This window comes from Streptomyces sp. WMMB303, assembly GCF_029351045.1.
GTDB lineage: Bacteria > Actinomycetota > Actinomycetes > Streptomycetales > Streptomycetaceae > Streptomyces.
Genome location: NZ_JARKIN010000001.1, coordinates 5,872,419 through 5,890,083 on the forward strand (window position 1 = coordinate 5,872,419; position 17,665 = coordinate 5,890,083).

Below are 17,665 nucleotides of genomic sequence, written 5' to 3' on the forward strand. Positions count from 1 at the left end.
CGGAGCCGCCCTTCCCCGGTGTCGGCCGTACGGGACCAGGGAGGGATCGGGGCAGGGCCGGGGCGGGACCGGGCAAGCCCGGGGCAGGGCCGGGTGCGGGTCGCGGCCAGGGGTTCCGGAGTGACTCGGAGGCGGCTGAGCCGCTGCCCGAACCGACCGGACCTCCGAGCCGGCCCCGAGCGCGGTGGGCGGCGGGCGATCCGGCTGCCGATGCGGCCATCAGGCTGCCGGCCGGTGCCCGGGCAGCGAGTACGGCCGAACCTGTGGCCGCATCCGGCAGGCCGGGTGGTCATGGTGTGCCGGACCGGCACCTTTGGCGGAATCCGCGTGTTCATGACGGTCACCAAGGGGCCCGACCGCCTACCGTGGCCCGGTGGAGCAACGCAGCGCGCGCACGACCCAGCACGATCCGTACGGGGCCCCGCCCCCGGGCAGCCGTGCCGAAGGCGGCGGTGCCGCCACCCGGCAGAGCCCACGGCTCCCGCACCCGGCAGCGCCCGCCCCCGCAGCCGCGTCCGCGGGCCGCCGGAAGAAAGCACAGGCACCCTCCGCTCCGCCGAGAGGCACACCCCGGCGGGGTGCGGGCAAGCAGGCAGGCGGGCGGCAGCGGGCGGCTCGCGGGGGGTCGGCCCGGCGCGGGGCGTCCCCGTCGGCGCCGCGCCTGACCGGGCTCGGCGTCGGGGTGTTCGCCACGCTGCTGATGGTGCTGATCGGGGGCCTGGTGGCCCTGATGCCCGGCGGGGCGCCCGCTTTCTACGGCATCGGGTTCGTGCTCGTCTCGATGGCCGCCGCCGTGTGGGTACGGCCGACGGAGTTGTTCACCGCTCCGGTCGCGGTGCCGCTCGCCTACACGGCGGGGCTCTTCTTCGCCGGGGGCGCCGGGGACGGCGTCATGGGCGTGCTCCAGAACGTCTTCACGGGCTTGGCCGTGCACGCGGGGTGGCTGTACGCGGGCACCCTCGCGGCGGTGCTGATCGCGCTCGTCCGGAGGACGGCTCTCGCTCTGGAGCAGCGCCGCACCCGACGGCGCGCCACGGCAGGATGAGGGCCGCCGGTCGGTGAAGGGGCCGGGAACCGTGCCCCGCCGACGATGACCGCCGGTGGGGCGCCGTCGAGCGCCGTGCCGGAGCTTCGCCACCGCGCGCCGCCGGTCGCGGCCATCCCGGTCCCCGAAGCCGACGCGGCTGAACGGCGCACCGCCCGCTCCCGGCCCGGCCGGCCCAGGGTGGCCGGGCCCGCGGGGGCCAGGTGTCAGGCCCGTGCGCGGTCCGCGGCCTCGGTGCGCAGATCGCGGCGGAGTTCCTTCGGGAGTGAGAACTGCATGTGCTCGTCGACGGGCTTGACGATCTCGACCTCGTCCCAGCCGCGCTGCGCCAGCCACTCCAGGACGCCGTCGACCAGGACCTCGGGGACCGAGGCACCGGAGGAGAGGCCGATCGTCTCGATGCCTTCCAGCCACGCTTCGTCGAGTTCGTCCGCGTTGTCGACCAGGTGGCCGTCCTTGGCGCCGTGCGTGAGGGCCGTCTCCACCAGGCGTACCGAGTTGGAGGAGTTCTTGGAGCCGACCACGAGGACCAGGTCGGCCTCCGCGGCGACCTGCTTGATCGCGGTCTGGCGGTTCTGGGTGGCGTAGCAGATGTCGTCGCTGGGCGGCGAGAGCAGATTCGGGTAGCGGCCCTTGAGCGCGTCGACCGTCTCCATGGTCTCGTCGACCGAAAGAGTGGTCTGGGAGAGCCACACCACCTTCTCGGGGTCGCGGACCTCGACGTTCCCCACGTCCTCCGGGCCGTCGACCAGCGTGATGTGGTCCGGCGCCTCGCCGCTGGTGCCGATGACCTCTTCGTGGCCCTCGTGCCCGATCAGGAGGATGTCGTAGTCCTCCTTGGCGTACCGCACCGCCTCCTTGTGCACCTTGGTGACCAGGGGGCAGGTGGCGTCGATGGTGGCCAGTTTGCCGCGCTCGGCCTCCTCGTGGACGGTGGGCGCCACCCCGTGCGCGGAGAAGATGACGATCTCGCCCTCGGGCACCTCGTCCGTCTCCTCGACGAACACGGCCCCCTTCTTCTCCAGGGTCTGGACCACGTACTTGTTGTGCACGATCTCGTGCCGCACGTAGATCGGAGCACCGTACTGCTCCAGCGCCTTCTCCACGGCGATCACCGCGCGGTCCACGCCCGCGCAGTAGCCGCGGGGCGCGGCGAGCAGGACGCGGCGGCGGCCCGGAGCGGCGGATTGCGGTGCGGTGGTTTCCGGTGCGTCGTCGGGCCTGCGGGCGGGCGTACCAGTCATGGCTCCATCGTAAAGGCCGTGCTCGCGTCGTTCCGGGGGCCGCCCGCGGTGGCGCGGGCGGCGGAGGCACCGGGCCGGAGCGCGGGTGTGTGAGTCGGCGCCGGTGTGCGCCCGGGGCGCGGATCTGCGGCAGGGGCTCGTTCCACAGTGGGGGCGCATGACGCGGCCGGGGGCGCGCTGCCCCCTGCCGACGGGAGCATTCTGCGGCAAGCTGGGCCCATGCCTGGAGCCCGCTCGCGCACGGCCGACATCCTCGGAGCCAGCCCGGACGGTGCGCTGCGGCGCAGTCTGACGCTGCGCGATCTGATCGTCTACGGTCTGCTGTTCATCGCGCCGATGGCGCCGGTGGGCATCTACGGAGCCCTGGACGCACGCAGCCACGGTGTGGTGCCGCTGGTGTACGTGGTCGCGACGGTGGCGATGTCGTTCACGGCGTTCTCCTACGCCCGGATGCTCCATACGGTGCCGCAGGCGGGCTCCGTGTACGCCTACGCGCGCGTGGGCCTCGGTTCCGGCGCCGGTTTCGTGGCCGGCTGGATGATGATGCTGGACTATCTGCTCATCCCGGCCGTCGCCTATCTGTTCTCCGGCATCGCCATGGCGCAACTGGTGCCCGAGGTGGACCAGTGGATCTGGACGGCCCTCGCGGTGGTGGTGACGACAGCGCTCAATCTCTCAGGCGTGCGCCGCGCGGCAGTGGTCGGATTCCTGGTGCTGGCCATGGAGATCCTGGTGCTGCTGGTGTTCGTGGCGGCCGCGCTGGTGGTGCTGGTGCAGGACGGTCCCCAGCGGAGCTGGCTCTCGCCGGTCACCGGGGACCGCGCCTTCTCGCTGACGGCCCTGCTGAGCGCGGTCTCCGTGGCGGTGCTCTCCTTTCTCGGCTTCGACGCCATCGCGAACTTCGCCGAGGAGGCCCGGGCCGGCAAGGGCGACCGCGGCACCCCGGTGGCCCGTGCCCTGGTGTGGTGCCTGCTGGTGACCGGTGTGCTCTTCATCGTCCAGACCTATCTGGCCGCGCTGCTGTCGCAGGACTCCTCGCAGCGCCTGGCCGACGATCCGGCCTCTCAGGGTGCTGCCTTCTACACCGCGACGAAGGCGGCGGTGGGCGGCTGGCTGGAGACGACGGTGGCGGTGAGCAAGGCGATCGGTGCGGCGTTCGCGGCACTGGCCGGGCAGGCGGCGGCCGCCCGGCTGCTGTACGCCATGGCGCGGGACCGGCGGCTGCCGCGGGTGCTGGCCGAGGTCGGCAACCGCACCGGGGTGCCGGGGCGGGCGCTGCTGCTGAGCGCGGTGCTGACGCTGTGCGCCGCGGTGTGGGCCGCGCGGGCCGCCGACGGTCTGGATCGCCTCGTCTCCGTCGTGGACATCGGCGCCCTCTTCGGTTTCGGCATGCTGCACCTGTCGGTGATGGGCTACTACGGGCTCGGGCGGCGGGAGGGGCGGCGCCCGGCGGGGCGGGCCGCGGCGTCGGGGGGCTCGACCTCCGGGGGTTTGGCGCCCGAAGACGGCGCACCGGGTGGCGCGACGGGGCGGCGGGCGCACGTGCTGGGGAACTGGGTGGTGCCGCTGGTCGGGCTCGGGATCATCGTCGCGGTGATCGTCACCGCCAACCGCGAGGCGCACTGGGTGGGTCTGGTGTGGCTGGCGGTGGCTCTGCTGGTGCTGGCGGTGCTGCGGCGGCGGGACCGGCGGGAGGCCGCAGCGGGGCGGGACACCGCAGCCGGCTGACCACCGCCCGAGCGAAGCGGAAGGGCGGACGGGCGGCAGGGCAGGGGCGCGGAGCGTCTGGCGCCGGGAGGGCCGGGCTGTCGGTGGCAGGGCCTAGCCTTCTCGCATGGCTCTCTCCACGTCCGCCGAATCCCCGATCCCCGTCAGCGAGGTCTCGCGGCTGATCCGTGGCTGGATCGACCGGCTGGGCGCGGTCTGGGTGGAGGGGCAGATCGTGCAGCTCTCGCCGCGGCCGGGCGCCGGCATCGTCTTCATGACGCTCCGCGACCCCTCCCGCGAGGTCTCACTCAGCGTCACCTGCTTCCGTCAGGTGTACGAACAGGTCAAGGACGTCATCGGTGAGGGCGCCCGGGTCGTCGTGCACGCGAAGCCGGAGTGGTACGAGAAGACGGGCCGCCTCTCGCTGCGTGCCGCGGAGATCCGCCCGGTGGGGATGGGCGAGCTGCTGGCGCGGTTGGAGCGGCTGCGCAAGACGCTGGCGGCCGAGGGGCTGTTCGCGGCGGAGCGCAAGCGGCCGCTGCCGTTTCTGCCGCAGCGGATAGGGCTGGTCACGGGCCGGGCCTCGGACGCCGAACGGGACGTGCTGCACACCGCGCGGGAGCGCTGGCCGGCTGTGCGCTTCGAGGTGCGGAACACGGCGGTCCAGGGGGTCTACGCGGTTCCGCAGATCATCGAGGCGCTGCACGAGCTGGACGCCCGGGCCGATGTGGACGTGATCATCGTGACGCGGGGTGGCGGCGGTATGGAGGATCTGCTGCCGTTCTCGGACGAGCGTCTGGTGCGTGCCGTCGCGGCGGTGCGGACTCCGGTGGTGTCGGCGATCGGGCACGAGGCGGACGCGCCGCTGCTGGACATGGTCGCCGACCTGCGCTCGCGCACGCCCACGCACGCGGCGAAGGACACCGTGCCGGATGTCGGCGAGGAGCACGAGCGGGTGCGGGGGCTGCGGGAGCGCGCCTGGCGGGTGATCAACGGGCTGCTGGAGCGCGAGGAGCGCGGCCTCGCGGAGGTGATGAGCCGCCCTGCCATGGCCGATCCGCACACCATGGTGGCGGATCGAGAGGAGGGGATCGCGGCGCTGCTGGACCGCTCCCGGCGGGTGCTCGACCATCGGCTGGCCCGCGCGGAGGACGCCTTGGAGCACACCCGCGCCCGCGTCGTCGCGCTCTCCCCGGCCGCCACGCTGGAGCGGGGTTACGCAGTGCTGCAGCGGGAGGACGGCGCCGTGGTCCGGGACGCCGCGGAGGTCGCCGAGGGCGACCGGCTACGGGCCCGGGTGGCCGGCGGGGAGTTCGGCGTCGCTGTCGGACCGCACGCATAGGCTGGCCGTATGACGACGGATACGGAAGGTCAGGCCGCGGCAGGCGGCCCGGCGGGTGCCGCGGCGGACGGTGCGGCGGGCGCGTCCCAGGCGGAGCTGGCCTCGGCCGACGCGCTCAGTTACGAGCAGGCGCGGGCCGAGCTGGTCGAGGTCGTGCAGCGGCTGGAGTCCGGTGGCTCGACGCTGGAGGAGTCGCTGGCGCTGTGGGAGCGCGGCGAGGAGCTCGCGGGTATCTGCCGCGCCTGGCTGGAGGGGGCGCGGGCCCGGCTGGACGCGGTGCTGGAAGAGGAAGAAGAAGAGGAAGAGGAGGAAGACACGGAGGAGGGCGAGCGGTGAGTTCGGGGCCCTGCCCCTGGGCCGGACCGACGTCGAGGCCGCCGGCCGGACGGGCCGATGCCCGGGGCGGCTGCAAACCCGCTGGCGGGCGGCCCCAACGGCGGCATTGTTCAAGCTTTAACTAGTGTTGGTTACACTCGTCTGTGCACCCCGAACGTCGCACGCAAAGGCAAGGCACCACCCCATGGCACTCGCCCTCGACCCCGCAGCCCAGGACCTCCTCTTCCGTGAGGCCCGCACCGCCAACACCTTCACGGACGAGCCGGTCACCGAGGAGCAGGTCCAGGCGATCTACGACCTGGTGAAGTACGGACCCACGGCCTTCAACCAGTCGCCGCTGCGCCTCACCCTGCTGCGCTCCCCCGAGTCCCGGGAGCGGCTGCTGGCGCACATGGCCGAGGGCAATGTGCCCAAGACCCGCGAGGCGCCGCTGACCGTGGTCCTCTCCTACGACCTGGACTTCCACGAGCGGCTGCCCGAGCTCTTCCCGCACGCCCCGCACATCAAGGACGCGGTCTTCGCGGAGGAGAGCGCACGGGAGAGCGCGGGTGCCCTCAATGCCGCACTCCAGGCCGGATACTTCATCCTCGGCGTGCGCTCCGCGGGGCTCGCCGTCGGTCCGATGACCGGCTTCGACCACGATGGGGTCGACAAGGAGTTCTTCGGCGACGGCCGGCAGCGCGTCCTGCTGGTCGCCAACATCGGTAAGCCGGGCCCCGACGCGTTCGCCCCGCGCTCGCCCCGGCTCTCCTACGACGACGTGGTGACCGCCCTCTGAGGCACGGCCCCCCGCGGCACCGCGTCCGGCGCTGATCCCCGTTCCTCCGGCGCTGATCCCCGTTCCGCGATCAACGCCCCCTGAACCGCCCCCCGCGCGTACCCCCCCTCGCGCGGGGGGCTTCCCTTTCCGCCGGGGGGCGACACCGCCGGCCCGGGCACGAGCACGACGACGCCGGTCCGCCGGGCGAACCGCGCCGCGTGCTGTCCGGCCCGCCCGCGTGCTACCCGGCCTGCTCGGCAGGGGAAGCGGACGGGCTCTCGGCGGGCCTGTGCGACTCGGCGCGGAGCGCTCCGGCCAGCTCGCCCAACTGCTGGAAGCTCGCCGTACCTGTGACCACCGTCACCGACTTGCCGTCCTCGGCGGTACGCACCAGCGCGTCGTACTTGGGGCCGCGGTAGCGGGTCCACTCCGCGCCCGCGACGCGCTGCTTCTTCGCCGTCTTCTCCGCGCCCTGGGTGACATCTTCGACAAACCGCGCCGGCCGTTCCTCGTCGCTCTGCTCGACGGCGGCGTACTCGTTGTCCGGCGTCATGAAGCCCAGGTGCCAGGCCGACCCCAGCGGGCTGTCCGCCTTGTAGCGGACGGAGGTGGCGCGCCACTGGTCGGACAGCCCCTGCGGCGCGGCGACCGGGTACGGCGCCGCGCGCCGTGCCGACGCCAACTCGACCCGGTATCCGACGGGCTTGACCGGGTCCTTCTTGTCGTCGTGCGGGACGAACAGGTAGACGACCCCGGCGGCGAGAATGATCACTATCAGCGAGATGACCATGTCGCGCACGGCCTGGGCGCCGCGTTTCTTGTCTGCTGCCACGCCCCCATCGTCCCTTATGCCGGTCGGCGGCCCGCGCGAGGGTGCGCGCAGCGGGCGCAGCGCCCGTCCGTCGGCCGCGGGCATCCCCTCCCCGGCCGCTCATCCGTGGGCACCCCTGCTCAGTCTGTGGTGTACGGGTAAAATCCTGCCCACCCTCGCCGAATCGGCACAGCTCACGTCGCCGCAGTGGCCGTCCAGAGTCGCCGTACAGAAAGGTGTGTTCCGATGACCGAACACCACCACCTGCCCTCCCCGCTCGAAGTCAGCCCGGAGGCACCCGACCGCAACCTGGCACTGGAGTTGGTGCGGGTCACCGAGGCGGGGGCGATGGCGTCGGGGCGCTGGGTCGGCAAGGGCGACAAGAACGGTGCGGACGGCGCGGCCGTCAAGGCGATGCGCACCCTCGTCTCCACGGTCTCCATGAACGGCGTGGTGGTGATCGGTGAGGGCGAGAAGGACGAGGCCCCGATGCTCTACAACGGGGAGCGCGTCGGCGACGGTACCGGCGCCGAGTGCGATGTGGCCGTGGATCCGGTGGACGGCACGACGCTCACCGCCAAGGGCATGGGCAACGCGGTCTCGGTGCTGGCCGTGGCCGAGCGGGGCTCGATGTTCGACCCGAGCGCGGTCTTCTACATGGACAAGCTGGTCACCGGGCCGGAGGCGGCGGAGTTCGTGGACATCACCGCGCCGCCCGCGGTGAACATCCGCCGGATCGCCAAGGCCAAGGGCTGCGGCGTGGAGGACGTGACCGTCGTCGTGCTCGACCGGCCGCGACATGAGGGCCTGGCCAGGGAGATCCGCGAGGCCGGCGCCCGGATCAAGTTCATCTCGGACGGCGATGTGGCGGGTGCCGTCATGACGGTGCGCGAGGAGACCGGCGTCGACCTGCTGCTCGGGGTCGGCGGCACCCCGGAGGGCATCATCGCGGCCTGCGCGATCAAGTGCCTCGGTGGGACGATACAGGGCAAACTGTGGCCCAAGGACGACGAGGAGCGGCAGCGCGCTCTGGACGCGGGCCACGACCTGGACCAGGTGCTGCTCACCGATGACCTGGTCAGCGGGGAGAATGTGTTCTTCGTCGCCACCGGTATCACCGACGGCGATCTGCTGCGGGGTGTGCACTACCGCGGCGAGCGTGCCTACACCCAGTCGCTGGTGATGCGGTCGAAGTCGGGCACCATCCGCCAGATCGAATCCGTGCACCGGCTCTCGAAGCTGCGGGCCTACAGCGCCGTCGACTTCGACCGCGCCCGCTGAGGGCCGCGTCCGGCCGAGCTCGCGCCCTTGCGGACCGCGTCCGGCCGGACGGCACCTTTCAAGGGCAGCCTCCGCAAGCGGCCCCTCTCCGGCACCGGAGAGGGGCGTGCGGGGCGTGGGCTGCAGGTCGGTACGGCTAGGCGATACGGGAGACCTCCGCGGGCCCCGAGGCAGCGGACTTCGCGGCGCGGCGGCGGCGCGAGAGGACGACGCGGCGCTCCGCGGCGGTGAGGCCGCCCCAGACGCCGTAGGGCTCGGGCATCACCAGGGCGTGCTCGCGGCACTCGACCAGGACGGGGCAGCCCGAGCAGACGCGCTTGGCGGCCTGTTCACGGGAGAGCCGGGCGGCGGTGGGTTCTTTGGAGGGGGCGAAGAAGAGACCCGCCTCGTCCCGGCGGCAGACGGCGTCAGCGTGCCAGGGGCCCGCTTGGTCGTCTCGCTCAGGCGTTCGCTGTGCGGGGACGGTGGCGGCGGCCTGCAGGGACTGATGCGGCGTGTGCAGCACGGTCTGCTCCTGACGCGACGACGGAGGTTTGTTTCCCCTTCACCCGTCTTGCGGCGTACGGCAGTCCGCGGCTCCCCCGCGGGCCCCTCGGGGCCGGCGCGCAAACTCTCGCCGTACGCAAGACGATGCCCGAGCCCTACCCGCTGTACGTGCCGGTATGCATTGCGTGTCGTCTGATACGCGCCCCAGCGTGCGCTCCCCGGCGCACGCTGGACGCCCCATGCGCCCCGCTCGTTCAGAGCTCCTTGCGCAGCCGGTCGCGCAGGTTCTCGATGAGGCGGCCGCGCTTCGGCTTGGCCTCCACACCACCGAAAATCGCCACTCCCTCGACCAGCACGGTCGGCGCGTCCGGATCCGCGGATTCGTTGACGCGGACTTCGAAACCGCCGAAGATCCCGGCACCCTTCTGCTGCAGAGTGACGTTCTCCGGGACCCGGATCTCGATTCCCCCGAAGATCGCAGTGGCGTTGATCTGCACGTGCGGGTGCTCGAACAGCGCCTCGGTGAGGTCGATCTCGATCCCGCCGAAGCAGGCGAAGGCGTTGATCTTCCGCGGGACCCGCCAGCGCCCCTTGCGCCCGGCGCCGCTGAAGACGGCGACCAGGTTCTCCTTGGAGCAGTTGCCGGGCGCGGGCGGAACGGAGGTGTGCGAGGCCGAGAAGTTCGCGAACGCGGTGCCGTAGGACCGCTGACCGCCCCCGTGTGTCCCCGTGCCGCCGTGCTCCCCGTCGGAGGCGCCGGAGCGGCCCGCGGGAAGATCGCGCACGAGGGGCTCCAGTTCGCCCATCGTCTTGGCCCCGTAGGCAGCCTCGATCCGCTCGCCGTGCTCCTCCGCGTCCAGCCGGCCCTCGGCGAGGGCCTCGCGCAGGATGTCCGCGACCCGGTCCCGGTCGGCGTCCGAGGCGCGCACCCCGCCCGGCTCCACGACGGGGGCCGGCGCGGGCGCTGCCGCCGCGGCGGGCTCCGGGGAGCGTTCGGCCGACTGCTGCTTCTGGAGCGAGGTGCGGGAAGAGTCTTCAGTCACAGGGGCAGGGTACCCAGACGCGATAGATCGCGACTACCCCCGCAGCGACTCCTTGCTCCCGGGTTCTACGCTGTGAGACGCGCTCCCATCGTCGAGAGCCGTAAGTGTGAGAGGAAGAGTCCCCGTATGTCTGCCAGCTCCCGACCGGCCAGCCCGGAGTTCTCCTACACGGATCTGCTCCCCGCCGGCGCGGACCCCACGCCGTACCGCCTGATCACCAGCGAGGGCGTGAGCACTTTCGAAGCGGACGGGCGGACCTTCCTCAAGGTGGAGCCGGAGGCCCTGCGCGCGCTGGCGGCCGAGGCCGTCCACGACATCCAGCACTACCTGCGCCCCGGGCACCTCGCGCAGCTCCGCCGCATCCTGGACGACCCCGAGGCCAGCGCCAACGACCGGTTCGTCGCACTGGACCTGCTCAAGAACGCCAACATCGCGGCGGCCGGGGTGCTGCCCATGTGCCAGGACACCGGCACGGCGATCGTGATGGGCAAGCGCGGCCAGCAGGTGCTGACCGCGGGCGGCGACGAGGAGGCTCTCTCGCGCGGCATCCACGACGCCTACACCCGGCTCAACCTGCGCTACTCGCAGATGGCTCCGCTCACCATGTGGGAGGAGAGGAACACCGGCACCAACCTCCCGGCCCAGATCGAGCTGTACGCGACGGACGGCGACGCCTACAAGTTCCTGTTCATGGCCAAGGGCGGCGGCAGCGCCAACAAGTCCTTCCTCTACCAGGAGACGAAGGCCGTGCTCAACGAGGCGAGCATGATGAAGTTCCTGGAGGAGAAGATCCGTTCGCTGGGCACGGCCGCCTGCCCGCCGTACCACCTGGCGATCGTCGTCGGCGGCACCAGCGCCGAGTACGCGCTCAAGACCGCCAAGTACGCCTCCGCGCACTACCTGGACGAGCTCCCGGACGCCGGGTCGCCCGCCGGGCACGGCTTCCGGGACAAGGAGCTGGAGGAGAAGGTCTTCGAGCTCACGCAGCAGATCGGCATCGGCGCGCAGTTCGGCGGCAAGTACTTCTGCCACGATGTGCGCGTGGTGCGGCTGCCCCGGCACGGCGCCTCCTGCCCCGTCGCCATCGCGGTGTCCTGCTCGGCCGACCGCCAGGCCAAGGCCAAGATCACCGCCGAGGGGGTGTTCCTGGAGCAGCTGGAGACCGACCCGGCGCGCTTCCTGCCGGAGACGACGGACTCCGAACTGACCGAGAGCGCGGGCCCCGACCTGGACGCGGTGCGAATCGATCTGGCGCGTCCCATGGACGAGATCCTGGCCGAGCTGACCAAGCATCCGGTCCGCACCCGGCTGTCGCTGACCGGCACGCTGGTCGTCGCCCGCGACATCGCGCACGCGAAGATCAAGGAGCGGCTGGACGCGGGCGAGGAGATGCCGCAGTACCTCAAGGACCACCCCGTCTACTACGCGGGCCCGGCCAAGACCCCCGAGGGGTACGCCTCCGGTTCCTTCGGCCCCACCACGGCCGGGCGGATGGACGCCTACGTCGAGCAGTTCCAGGCCGCGGGCGGCTCGAGGGTGATGCTGGCCAAGGGCAACCGCAGCAAGCAGGTCACCGACGCGTGCGCGGCGCACGGCGGCTTCTATCTCGGCTCGATCGGCGGTCCGGCCGCCCGGCTCGCCCAGGACTGCATCAAGAAGGTCGAGGTCCTGGAGTATGAGGAGCTGGGCATGGAGGCGGTCTGGCGGATCGAGGTGGAGGACTTCCCGGCGTTCATCGTCGTGGACGACAAGGGGAACGACTTCTTCGCCGATCCCGCACCCGAGCAGCCGTTCGTCACCTCCATCCCGGTGCGCTCCGGCTCCTGAGCCCGTCGGCCGGGACGCGGTGCCTGCCGGCCGGCCCCGGGCCCGGTGACGCCACCCGGCGGTCCCGGGCCCGGCGCACCCGGCAGGGCCCGGGGTCAGAGCCTCACAGCTCCTGGACCGTCCGCCCCAGCAGGCAGAACTCGTTGCCCTCCGGGTCGGCGAGCACCGTCCAGGTGACATCCGGTGACTGGCCGACGTCCACCCGGGTGGCGCCCAGCTCCAGGAGGCGCCGCAGCTCCTCCTCGGTGGTGCTGCCGTCGGCCCGCAGATCGAGGTGGAGCCGGTTCTTGAGCGTCTTGCGCTCCGGGACGGGGAAGACGTCGATGCCCGGCGCCGCCGGGTCCGACGGCCCGATGGTGACCCCGCCCTCGGCCTCCTCCCTGATCCGCCAGTCCAGCACCCGGCACCAGAAGTCGGCCACGACCCGGGGTTCCAGAGCGTCGATGCACAGCACCGAGATACGACTCGTCATGCCCGGACCCTAGCCAGGAATGCGGCCGGGATGCGAGATGCTGAGGAGTGTTGAGGAGCAGGGAGGTGCGCACGATGACCGACAGCACAGACAGCACCGGGTACCGGATCGAGCACGACTCGATGGGAGAGGTGCGGGTCCCCGCGGACGCCAGGTGGCGTGCGCAGACGCAGCGCGCCGTGGAGAACTTCCCCGTCAGCGGGCAGCGGCTGGAGCGGGCTCACATCCAGGCGCTGGCCCGTGTCAAGGCGGCGGCCGCCGTGGTCAACGCCCGACTCGGAGTGCTGGACGAGGAGCGGGCCGAGGCGGTGCGGGCCGCGGCCGAGGAGGTCGCCGAGGGCCGCTGGGACGACCACTTCCCGGTCGATGTCTTCCAGACCGGTTCGGGCACCTCGTCGAACATGAACATGAACGAGGTGCTGGCGACCCTGGCCACCGAGCGGCTGGCCGCCCAGGGTTCCCAGGCTGCCTCCGTCCATCCGAACGACCATGTCAACGCCAGCCAGTCGTCGAACGACGTGTTCCCCTCGTCCATCCACATCGCCGCGACCGCGGCGGTCACCGCCGACCTGGTCCCGGCGCTGGAACACCTGGCCGCCTCGTTGGAGGGGAAGGCCGCGGAGTTCGCCGACGTGGTCAAGTCGGGGCGCACCCACCTGATGGACGCCACCCCGGTGACGCTGGGCCAGGAGTTCGGCGGCTACGCGGCGCAACTGCGGTACGGCGTCGAGCGGTTGCGGGCCGCGCTGCCCCGGCTGGCCGAACTCCCGCTGGGCGGGACGGCCGTGGGCACCGGGATCAACACCCCGCCGGGGTTCGCGGCCGCCGTCATCGAGGAGGTCGCCGAGGCCACCGGGCTGCCGCTGACCGAGGCGCGGAACCACTTCGAGGCGCAGGGCGCGCGGGACGCGCTGGTGGAGACCTCCGGACAGCTGCGGACCGTCGCCGTGGGACTGACCAAGATCTGCAACGATCTGCGCTGGATGGCCTCGGGGCCGCGCACCGGACTGGCCGAGATCGCGCTGCCCGACCTGCAGCCCGGCTCGTCGATCATGCCGGGCAAGGTCAACCCGGTCGTCCCCGAGGCGGTGCTGATGGTGGCGGCGCAGGTCACCGGGAACGACGCGACGGTGGCGGCGGCCGGGGCCGCGGGCAATTTCGAGTTGAACGTGATGCTGCCCGTGATGGCCAAGAATCTCCTGGAGTCGATCCGGCTGCTGGCCAACGCCGCACGGCTGCTGGCCGACCGCACGGTGGACGGCATCACCGCGAACACCCGCCGTGCACGGGAGTTCGCCGAGTCCTCACCCTCGGTCGTCACCCCGCTCAACAGGTACATCGGCTACGAGAACGCGGCTGCCGTGGCCAAGCGGGCCATGGCCGAGGAGTGCACCATCCGCGAGGCGGTGCTGGCCGCGGGCCATGTGGAGCGCGGGGAGCTGACGCTGGAGCAACTGGACGCCGCGCTGGACGTGCTGGACATGACCCACCCCTGAGCCGGGCGGGCTTCCCGGGGGCGTCCGGCGCGCTGCGGCACAGCTCACGGCGGTCCGACGGGCCGCACATCTAAGATCCCGTCATGACAGCGGAACAGACGGCGCACCGGCAGCGGTGGCCCACAGGGACCCGGATCCTGTGGCGGTACCGCGCCAACGGCGCCACACACCCCCACATCTGCCGTCCTGTGACCGTCGTCCGGGACACGGCGGAGCTGCTGGCGGTCTGGCTGGCGCCCGGCACGGAGTGCGTACGGCCCGAGATGGCCGACGGTACGCCCGTGCACCACGAGCCGCTGGCCACCCGCTACACCAAGCCGCGCAGGGCCGCCTTCACCCCCTGGTTCGGGACGGGTGTGCTGAAGCTGGCGCGTCCGGGTGAGCCGTGGTCGGTGTGGCTCTTCTGGGCGGACGGCTGGCGGTTCAAGAACTACTACGTCAACCTCGAGGAGCCGCTGCTGCGCTGGCCGGGCGGCGTGGACTCCGAGGACCACTTCCTGGACCTGGAGGTGGGTCCGGACGGCCGCTGGGAGTGGCGGGACGAGGACGAGTTCGCCGAGGCGCAGCGCGCCGGGCTGTTGGACGCCGGGCAGGCGGAGCGGATCCGTGCGGCGGGGCGGCGCGCGGTAGAGGCGGTGCGGTCCTGGGGCTCGCCGTTCGCGGACGGCTGGGAGCACTGGCGGCCCGATCCGGCCTGGCCGGTGCCGCGGCTGCCGGAGGACTGGGATCGGCCGCCGCCGGACGCGTCCGGGCACCGGCCTCCCGATGCCCCTTGATGCGCCCCCATACTGCAAACGTAGGATCAACGTCCGTAAACAGTACCGCTGCACAACAACTCCCCTCACCCCCCGGGGACTTGACCGGCAGCCAGGAAGGAGCCCAGCCGTGAGCAGCTCTGCGGGTTTCGGGGCCGGCGGGACGTCCGGGGCAGACTTCGGGACATATGACGGATTCGCCCGGATGAGCATCGACAGATCCGGGCAACCCGAGGCGTTCGACGCCATAGGGGACCGCTACGACGAGGCCTTTCCGCACAAGGAGGGGCAGCTCGCCTGCGGCGCCTGGCTGGCGGACCAGTTGCCGCCCGGTTCCCGGGTACTGGACGTGGGCTGCGGCACCGGTCTGCCCACGGCGCGCCGGCTCACCGACGCGGGGCACGCGGTCGTCGGCATCGACCTGTCGTCCTCGATGCTGAAGCTGTGCCGCGACAACGTCCCCGAGTGCGATTGCCACAAGCTGGACGTGGCAGCGCTGGAGTCCTCGGGCCTGGGCCCGTTCGACGGTATCGCCGCCTTCTTCTCGCTGCTGATGCTGCCCCGCGACGAGATCCCTCTGGCGCTGCGCGCCCTGCACCGGCAACTGCGCGGCGAGGGCCCGCTGGTGCTCGGGATGGTGGAAGCGGATGTGAACGATTTCGCCATCCCGTTCCTGGGCAACTCGATCCGGGTATCCGGCTATCTGCGGGACGACCTGCGCCGGGTGGTCCAGGACGCGGGATTCGATGTCGTGGGAGAGGACGCACGCGCGTACGCTCCTGCGAGCACGGACGTACCTCCCGAGATTCAGCTTTTCTTGCAGTGCCGACGACGCCCATAGACCGCGAGCACCCAGCGCAGGGCGTGCGCCGACGCGCAGCCCCGGATGGATGGAAACCGAACGCGTGACGGAGCACGAGAAACCTGCGGTGAACAGCACCACCGATCCGACGCACCCCGCACCGTCGGGGGACGCACCCACCGGCACCGGCGGCGCCGGGGAACAGCCGGCGCGGCGAGGGCGCGAGGGCGTCCCGCCGAGACCGCGACCGCACCCGTCGCAGCCCGGTGACGCCGCCGGACGGGGCGTCACCGAGCCCACGGCGGAGGACGACGCGCTCAGCGAGCGGTCCGAGCGGGAGCGCCGCGGCGGCGACCGGCTGCGGTTCGTCGGCGCGGCGACGCGGCGTATCGCGCGCGGGGTGGACCTGGACGAGACGGTGCTGGGCCTGTGCCGCGCCAGCGTGCCGGCGTACTCGGACGCGATCCTCGTCTATCTGCGCGATCCGCTCCCGGTCGGCGACGAGCGGCCCACCGGCCCGTTCGTGCTGCGGCTGCGGCGCAGCGACCGGATCCCCGAGGACCCGCTGTCGGCGCAGGCGCTGCAGGCCGCACAGGCGTCGGCGGGCCTGGCGGCGCCCGAGGCCGCCGGGCATCCGGCCGACGCCGGGTACCAGGGAGGGGCCGCGGCGGAGGCGTCCGGCCTGTCCCTGGGCATGGCGGCGGGCATGGCGGCGGGTGCGGCGGGCACCGCGGCGGCGCAGCTCGCCGAGGTGCGCACCGGCGGTCCGCTGGCCGAGGTGCTGCGCGGGGTGCGGCCGGTCTTCGCGGACTCCCCCGCGGCCAGCGCCGCGCTGCCCGAACTCCTCGGCCCCGAACGCGAGGTGCCCGGCGGGCACCGGGCCATCCTGGCGCCGTTGCGGGGCCGCCGCCGGGTGATCGGCGCCGCGGTCTTCCTGCGCCGCCCGGACCGGCCGGCCTTCGAGCCGGACGATCTGCTGATCGCCGCGCAACTGGCCACCCATACGGCGCTCGGCGTGGACAAGGCGGTGCTCTACGGGCGGGAGGCGTACATCGCCGACGAGCTCCAGCGCACCATGCTGCCGGACGAACTCCCGCAGCCCACGGGGGTGACCCTGGCCAGCCGCTATCTGCCCGCCGCCGAGACGGCGCGGGTCGGCGGCGACTGGTACGACGCCATTCCGCTGCCCGGCTCGCGGGTGGCGCTGGTGGTCGGCGACGTGATGGGCCACTCGATGACCTCCGCGGCGATCATGGGCCAGTTGCGGACGACGGCGCAGACCCTGGCCGGGCTCGACCTGCCGCCCCAGGAGGTGCTGCACCACCTGGACGAGCAGGCCCAGCGGCTCGGCAGCGACCGTATGGCGACCTGCCTGTACGCCGTCTACGACCCGGTCGCGCACCGCATCGTGATCGCCAACGCGGGCCACCCGCCGCCGGTGCTGCTGCACCGCAGCGGACGGGCCGAGGTGCTGCGGATACCGGCGGGCGCGCCCATCGGCGTGGGCGGCGTCGACTTCGAGGCCGTGGAGCTGGACGCACCCGCGGGCGCCACGCTGCTGTTCTACACCGACGGGCTGGTCGAATCGCGGCAGCGCGACGTGTGGACCGGCATCGAGCATCTGCGCGAGAAGCTGGCCGCGACCGCCCGGTTGACCCGGCCGGGCGCCTCGGCCCCGCTGGAGCCGCTGTGCGACGAGGTGCTGGACATCGTCGGGCCGGGCGACCGGGACGACGACATCGCGCTGCTGGCCGCCCGGTTCGACGGCATCGCGCCGAGCGACGTGGCGTACTGGTTCCTCGACCCGCGCGCCCAGACCGCGCGGCAGGCCCGGCGGCTGGCCCGCCGGGCGCTGACCCGCTGGGGCCTGGAGGAGCTGTCGGACTCGGTCGAGCTGCTGGTGAGCGAGATCGTCACGAACGCGGTGCGGTACGCCGAACGCCCCATCACGCTGCGGCTGCTGCGCACCGACGTGCTGCGCTGCGAGGTGGGCGACGACGTACCGCAGTTGCCCCGGCTGCGGCAGGCCCGCGCCACCGACGAGGGCGGACGCGGGCTGTATCTGGTCAACCGGCTGGCCCGGCGGTGGGGCGCCACTCGGCTGTCCACCGGCAAGGTGGTCTGGTTCGAACTCCCGGTCCCGGACGCCGCACCGGAGCCCGAGCCGGAGCTGTGAGGCACGGCGGCCGCGCCCTCGGAGTGCCGGTGGCCCCGACACGGCACGGCCCCGGGTGCGCCGCCACGAGGGCGGGCGCATC

16 protein-coding genes are annotated in these 17,665 nt (G+C 72.7%); 11 read left to right on the forward strand and 5 right to left on the reverse strand.

All coding sequences use genetic code 11. From position 1 onward, the window contains the following. The first annotated feature begins 373 nt into the window (after nt 1-373). Nucleotides 374-1,045, forward strand: a complete 672-nt coding sequence (locus P2424_RS25470) for a DUF6542 domain-containing protein (protein ID WP_276478043.1) — start codon at nt 374-376, stop codon at nt 1,043-1,045. Between the two features lie 206 nt (nt 1,046-1,251). Here P2424_RS25470 and P2424_RS25475 read toward each other — a convergent pair whose 3' ends face one another. After that, nucleotides 1,252-2,289 carry a 4-hydroxy-3-methylbut-2-enyl diphosphate reductase gene (locus P2424_RS25475; protein WP_276478044.1) on the reverse strand — a complete coding sequence of 346 codons (1,038 nt, stop codon included), beginning with the start codon at nt 2,287-2,289 and terminating at the stop codon, nt 1,252-1,254. Nucleotides 2,290-2,508: 219 nt separating this feature from the next. Between P2424_RS25475 and P2424_RS25480 the strand changes: the two genes are divergently transcribed. From P2424_RS25480 to P2424_RS25495, 4 genes are all read left to right on the forward strand, one after another. Continuing rightward, entirely contained in the window at nt 2,509-4,017 is a 1,509-nt protein-coding gene (locus P2424_RS25480; protein WP_276478045.1) for an APC family permease, read from the forward strand. 106 nt (nt 4,018-4,123) lie between these two features. Continuing rightward, the gene (gene xseA, locus P2424_RS25485; RefSeq protein WP_276478046.1) at nt 4,124-5,338 is read left to right on the forward strand and encodes an exodeoxyribonuclease VII large subunit; all 1,215 of its coding nucleotides are present in this window, start codon (nt 4,124-4,126) and stop codon (nt 5,336-5,338) included. Nucleotides 5,339-5,347: 9 nt separating this feature from the next. Then, nucleotides 5,348-5,674: an exodeoxyribonuclease VII small subunit gene (locus P2424_RS25490; RefSeq protein WP_276478047.1), complete on the forward strand. Its 327-nt coding sequence runs from the start codon at nt 5,348-5,350 to the stop codon at nt 5,672-5,674. Nucleotides 5,675-5,858: 184 nt separating this feature from the next. Continuing rightward, nucleotides 5,859-6,452, forward strand: a complete 594-nt coding sequence (locus P2424_RS25495; protein WP_276478048.1) for a malonic semialdehyde reductase — start codon at nt 5,859-5,861, stop codon at nt 6,450-6,452. 223 nt (nt 6,453-6,675) lie between these two features. Here P2424_RS25495 and P2424_RS25500 read toward each other — a convergent pair whose 3' ends face one another. Next, nucleotides 6,676-7,266, reverse strand: a complete 591-nt coding sequence (locus tag P2424_RS25500) for a DUF4245 domain-containing protein (protein WP_276478049.1) — start codon at nt 7,264-7,266, stop codon at nt 6,676-6,678. Between the two features lie 225 nt (nt 7,267-7,491). Here P2424_RS25500 and glpX point away from each other — a divergent pair, with 225 nt between their 5' ends. Next, a complete protein-coding gene (gene glpX / locus P2424_RS25505) occupies nt 7,492-8,526 on the forward strand; it encodes a class II fructose-bisphosphatase (RefSeq protein ID WP_276478050.1) in 1,035 nt (344 codons plus the stop codon). A 136-nt stretch (nt 8,527-8,662) separates the two neighbouring features. On the opposite strand, the gene P2424_RS25510 is transcribed toward glpX, so the two are convergent. Further along, nucleotides 8,663-9,031, reverse strand: a complete 369-nt coding sequence (locus P2424_RS25510) for a WhiB family transcriptional regulator (RefSeq protein ID WP_276478051.1) — start codon at nt 9,029-9,031, stop codon at nt 8,663-8,665. Nucleotides 9,032-9,266: 235 nt separating this feature from the next. Next, nucleotides 9,267-10,055, reverse strand: a complete 789-nt coding sequence (locus tag P2424_RS25515; RefSeq protein WP_276478052.1) for a DUF1707 domain-containing protein — start codon at nt 10,053-10,055, stop codon at nt 9,267-9,269. 126 nt (nt 10,056-10,181) lie between these two features. Between P2424_RS25515 and P2424_RS25520 the strand changes: the two genes are divergently transcribed. After that, the gene (locus P2424_RS25520; protein ID WP_276478053.1) at nt 10,182-11,882 is read left to right on the forward strand and encodes a fumarate hydratase; all 1,701 of its coding nucleotides are present in this window, start codon (nt 10,182-10,184) and stop codon (nt 11,880-11,882) included. Nucleotides 11,883-11,985: 103 nt separating this feature from the next. Here the strand turns inward: P2424_RS25520 and P2424_RS25525 are convergent, their stop codons facing one another. Further along, nucleotides 11,986-12,354 carry a VOC family protein gene (locus tag P2424_RS25525; protein WP_276478054.1) on the reverse strand — a complete coding sequence of 123 codons (369 nt, stop codon included), beginning with the start codon at nt 12,352-12,354 and terminating at the stop codon, nt 11,986-11,988. Nucleotides 12,355-12,428: 74 nt separating this feature from the next. Here P2424_RS25525 and P2424_RS25530 point away from each other — a divergent pair, with 74 nt between their 5' ends. From P2424_RS25530 to P2424_RS25545, 4 genes are all read left to right on the forward strand, one after another. Then, nucleotides 12,429-13,850: a class II fumarate hydratase gene (locus P2424_RS25530; protein ID WP_276478055.1), complete on the forward strand. Its 1,422-nt coding sequence runs from the start codon at nt 12,429-12,431 to the stop codon at nt 13,848-13,850. An 83-nt stretch (nt 13,851-13,933) separates the two neighbouring features. After that, nucleotides 13,934-14,626 (forward strand): DUF402 domain-containing protein, encoded by a 693-nt coding sequence (locus P2424_RS25535; RefSeq protein ID WP_276478056.1) that lies wholly within the window; start codon nt 13,934-13,936, stop codon nt 14,624-14,626. A gap of 184 nt (nt 14,627-14,810) precedes the next feature. After that, a complete protein-coding gene (locus tag P2424_RS25540; protein ID WP_276478057.1) occupies nt 14,811-15,446 on the forward strand; it encodes a class I SAM-dependent methyltransferase in 636 nt (211 codons plus the stop codon). Between the two features lie 49 nt (nt 15,447-15,495). Then, entirely contained in the window at nt 15,496-17,583 is a 2,088-nt protein-coding gene (locus P2424_RS25545; RefSeq protein WP_276478058.1) for a SpoIIE family protein phosphatase, read from the forward strand. The last annotated feature ends 82 nt before the right edge of the window (nt 17,584-17,665 follow it).